This window comes from Bradyrhizobium sp. LVM 105, assembly GCF_003957705.1.
GTDB lineage: Bacteria > Pseudomonadota > Alphaproteobacteria > Rhizobiales > Xanthobacteraceae > Bradyrhizobium > Bradyrhizobium frederickii.
This window is the reverse complement of record NZ_QZMV01000062.1, coordinates 1-4,438: the sequence shown is the minus strand read 5'-3', so window position 1 is coordinate 4,438 and position 4,438 is coordinate 1. Positions and strand designations below refer to the sequence as shown.

The 4,438-nt window shown below is 62.0% G+C and carries 2 protein-coding genes, 1 pseudogene and 1 riboswitch; all 3 genes and pseudogenes read right to left on the bottom strand.

The features are described from left to right. Nucleotides 1-353: 353 nt before the first annotated feature. Nucleotides 354-1,427, bottom strand: a complete 1,074-nt coding sequence (locus D6B98_RS39330) for a ribonucleotide-diphosphate reductase subunit beta (protein ID WP_205680580.1) — start codon at nt 1,425-1,427, stop codon at nt 354-356. Continuing rightward, nucleotides 1,418-3,355 carry a ribonucleoside-diphosphate reductase subunit alpha gene (locus tag D6B98_RS39325; protein WP_126262221.1) on the bottom strand — a complete coding sequence of 646 codons (1,938 nt, stop codon included), beginning with the start codon at nt 3,353-3,355 and terminating at the stop codon, nt 1,418-1,420. The genes D6B98_RS39330 and D6B98_RS39325 overlap by 10 nt, the downstream gene beginning before the upstream one ends. Before the next feature lie 106 nt (nt 3,356-3,461). Next, a riboswitch (cobalamin riboswitch) is annotated at nt 3,462-3,675 on the bottom strand. A 20-nt stretch (nt 3,676-3,695) separates the two neighbouring features. Continuing rightward, a pseudogene (locus D6B98_RS39320) lies at nt 3,696-3,937 on the bottom strand (hypothetical protein); the annotation flags it as partial. Nucleotides 3,938-4,438: the final 501 nt, after the last annotated feature.

Sequence of the window (4,438 nt, the reverse complement as noted above, 5' to 3'; positions counted from 1 at the left end):
TCCTGCGAACAGAACCATGTCTGTTCGCCAAAAATCGATTCTCTCTCAACGGCTTGCGTGTTCTTCACAACCGACTCCCTCTGGTCCCCTGTCGCATTCGAGCGGGTTCGGGTCGCGGAGCCCTCCACATCATAGCCGCTGAAAACAGCCGCCCACCATCAAAGGCGGCTGTGATCGTCTTGCGCCTGACCGCTGGAAACAGGAAGGGCAGAATCGTATCGTCGACCATGGCCGGTGTGGTTGCCTCGATGATGTCAGCGCAGAATTGGTCTCAGCAACCGAATCCCACGTCCCATCAGCGGCTTACACCACACTCGCTAGCCACCCACAGGCCCTTCATGAATAAAGACGGGCTAGATACGGCCGAAAGCCGCCCACACCCCGTTTTCGCCGTCCCAGCTGCCGCGGCTCGCCGCCTTGGAGTACTCCGTGGCGCGCTGCTCGAAGAAATTGGCGTGCTCGACGCCATTGAGAATCTCGACGAGCCACGGCAGCGGATGCGCCTTGAGCTGTGTGAACCCGCCCTCCTTCGCCTCGAAGAAGCCGAAGACCGGGGCAATCCGGAGCTGGGTCAGTCGCCAGTCGGCGACGTAGCGGACGTAGGCGTGGATGTGCTCAGGCAGCATGCCCTCGATCTTGCCAAGGCCGAAGGCGAGCTCGACGAAGTTCTCCTCCAGGTTCACCATGGTCTTGGCGACGTCGACAATGTCGTCGCGGACGGAGCGCGTCACCGCGCCGGTTTCGCGGTGCCATTCGTGAAATAACTTGATGATGCCCTCGCAGTGGAGACTCTCGTCGCGCACTGACCAGCTTACGATCTGTCCCATGCCGTTCATCTTGTTGTGGCGCGGGAAGTTGAGCAGCATGGCGAAGCTCGCGAACAAGGCCATGCCTTCGGTGAAGGCTCCGAACATCGCCAGGGTGCGGGCGACATCGGCCACGGTGTCGACGCCGAATTCGTGCATGTAGTCCGCCTTGGCGCGCATCTGCGCATAGCCGCGGAATGCCTCAAACTCGGTCTTGGGCATACCAAGCGTCTTGAGCAGCAGCGCATAGGCGTCGATATGAACCGTCTCCATATTGGTGAAAGCGGCCATCATCATCTGGACGGTGAGCGGCTGGAAGATCGGGATGTAGCGCTTGAGATAGTTGTCGCCGACCTCGATGTCCGACTGAGTGAAAAAACGGAAGATCTGGGTAAGCAGCGCACGCTCGTTGGCGGTGACGCGGTCCGACGCCCAGTCCTTGAGGTCGGTGCCGAGCGGTACCTCTTCGCCCATCCAGTGGGTCTGCTGCTGGCGCTTCCAGAACTCGTAAGCCCAGGCGTAGCGATCGACGTCATAGCTGCCGGTCGAATCAAGGAGGCCGACGCGCCCCTTGCCGATCAGCGTGCGCGGATCGACGGACGACAGATCGATCATTGACATGCGAGGCACTCCTCATAGTCGGTGCGCTGCGGCGCCGGCGTTGCCGTGTCATCCTCGGCAATCTTGCCGGCGAACGCCGCGCGCGAGATCGATTTTGAACGGCAGTAGTAGAGGCTCTTCACCCCACGCTTCCATGCCGTCCAGTGCAGCATGTGGAGGTCCCACTTATCGACGTCGGCCGGCAGATAGAGGTTGATCGACTGGCTCTGGCAAATGAATGGGGCGCGATCGGCGGCAAGCTCGACGATCCAGCGCTGGTCGACCTCAAAGGCGGTGCGAAGGATCGCTTTCTCGTGCTCCGACAGGATGTCGAGATGGGCGACCGACCCCTCGTGCGCGATGATCGACTGCCAGGTCGCCGAGGTGTCGGCGCCCTTGGCGGCCAGCACCTTGGCGAGATGCGGATTACGCACCGAGATGGCGCCGGATAGCGTCTTGTGGGTGTAGATGTTGGCCGGGATTGGCTCGGTGCAGGCGCTGGTGCCGCCGCAGATGATGCTTATCGAGGCGGTCGGCGCGATCGCTATCTTGTGGCTGAAGCGCGCCATCACGCCGCGTTCCAGGGCATCCGGGCACGGGCCACGCTCGCGAGCGAGCGCCACGGATGCCGCGTCGGCATCGCGACGGATTTTTCGGAACATGTTCAGATTGAACGACTTGGCCAGGACACTCTCCATCGGAATGCCCTTGGCCTGGAGAAACGAGTGGAAGCCCATGACGCCGAGGCCAACGGAGCGTTCGCGCAGGGCGGCGTAGCGGGCACGCTTCATGCCGTCCGGCGCCACTGTGATGAAGTGGGTGAGCACGTTGTCGAGGAGGCGCATGACGTCCTCGATGAAGCCGGGCTCCTTATTCCACTGGTCCCAGGTCTCGAGGTTGAGCGACGACAGGCAGCACACCGCGGTGCGCTCCTCGTCGCGATGATCGATGCCGGTCGGCAGCGTAATCTCGCTGCACAGGTTGGAGGTCGAGACCTTGAGGCCGAGCTCGCGCTGGTGCTTGGGGAGCGCGCGGTTCACGGTGTCGATGAACAAGAGATAAGGCTCGCCCGTCTGCAGCCGGTTCTCAAGGATACGTTGCCACAGCTGGCGGGCATCGATCTCGCGGACGACCTCGTTAGTCTTCGGGCTGCGCAGAGCGAACGTGGTGCCGGCACCCACGGCACGCATGAACTCGTCGGTGACGTTGATGCCGTGATGTAGGTTGAGGCTCTTGCGGTTGAAGTCGCCGGACGCCTTGCGGATCTCGAGGAACTCCTCGATCTCGGGATGGTGGATATCGAGATAGACCGCCGCCGAGCCGCGCCGCAACGAGCCCTGGCTGATCGCCAGCGTCAGGCCGTCCATGACGTGGATGAACGGGATGATGCCCGAGGTGACGCCGCCCCTCACTTTCTCGCCGATCGAGCGAACATTCCCCCAGTAGGTGCCGATGCCGCCGCCGTTGGAGGCAAGCCAGACGTTCTCGTTCCAGGTGCCGACGATGCCTTCGAGCGAGTCCGACACCGAGTTAAGGAAGCACGAGATCGGCAGGCCGCGCGGGGTGCCGCCGTTGGAGAGCACCGGTGTGGCCGGCATGAACCACAGTCGAGACATCCCATCATACAGACGTTGGGCATGCGCAACATCGTCCGCGAAGGCGCAAGACACCCGGGCGAACATGTCCTGGAGGCTTTCGCCGGCGAGCAGATAACGGTCGGTCAGCGTCAGCTTGCCGAACGACGTCAGCAGGTTGTCGCGCGACCGATCGAGCGTGAGGTCAGACGGCCTTGGCGATGGCGCGAGGGGCCTTGGCAGCGGAGCCGGCGATGGCGGCGGCTGCACAAGACACAGCTCAGGCGTGGTAGGCTTGGCCTGCGCTGGGAGCGGCCGCACACTCGGCATCTCGATGAGATGACCATGCTGATCGAAATCGTAAGACGGCGACATCGGCAACCCCGCGATGTTTGAGGCTGGGGGGCCGTGCGGACGACTTGCGAGGAGACCGGGCAAATATCACCAGTTGCAAGCAACCCACCGGGGCACCCCGCCCGAGGACGTTCGTTCTGTCGCGGCAGGTCTCCTGGCTCGCGGGTCGCTGCGGCTGTCGGCCTTCCCAGCGCTGTCGCGCCAGTGACCATGATGACAACCGCTCGCCGCTTACAGTTGCGGGGGCAGCCTCGGAATAGCCGTTGCCGGCGCACCGGGTTCCCTCTTAGCTTCCATCCTACGAGATGCGGGAATGGAAGACCGTGACGGGCTACATATAGGCGCCGCTCGCGGAGATTCGTCAAGGCGGCACCGTCAAGTTAACGAATTGGAGCAGCCCCAAGGTCGAGGTTCGGCGAGCGCTTGTCGTGGAGATCTCGCGCCAAGTCGCAAAGGCTCGCTCGCGCGAACCACGACGGAAGTCGGCAGTGACGGCTCCGAGAGAGAGGATGTGGAAAAGGTTCGCGACCTGATCATGAACTGACAGAAAAGTTGAGCCTGACGGGACGATTTGAAACGCTTCATGATCCGATCGCGTCGCCTGTCACCCTTCCGGCGTTCGTGGTCTGGACTATCCCTTCACCCGGCGATGTCCGCTGTAGGTGCTTCCCGTCGAGTCTCTACTCCTCCCCCCTGGCAGGGGCTTGGCTCGGGATTGGCAATGAAGGTTTCCGCGACTTTGAGCAGTTCTGCTCCTCTTTCCCCAAGGGCCCCGCATCGGCCCATCTATACGGCGCATACGACCTCGGGGCAAAAGGACTAGAGTCTGTTCCGCTCACGGATTGAGCAGCCGAGCGTCAGGGCGTGTACTGTTGCCCGCCAGCATTTGATGCTAGTGAACAGCGGTTAATAAATCACTGAAAGTGCATTGCATGCCTTGGCGAGCAATGGAGTGCGAAGATCTTCCATCTGTGAACGCGATCGTAGATCGCGTTCACCTCAATTACCCTGAGGATGAGGCCGTATTCTCTGAGCTGGTCCCGCAAATCTGAACAGCGCGATAAGTGGAGTTTCTGCCTGACGGCGGGCAAGATTGACCCGCGA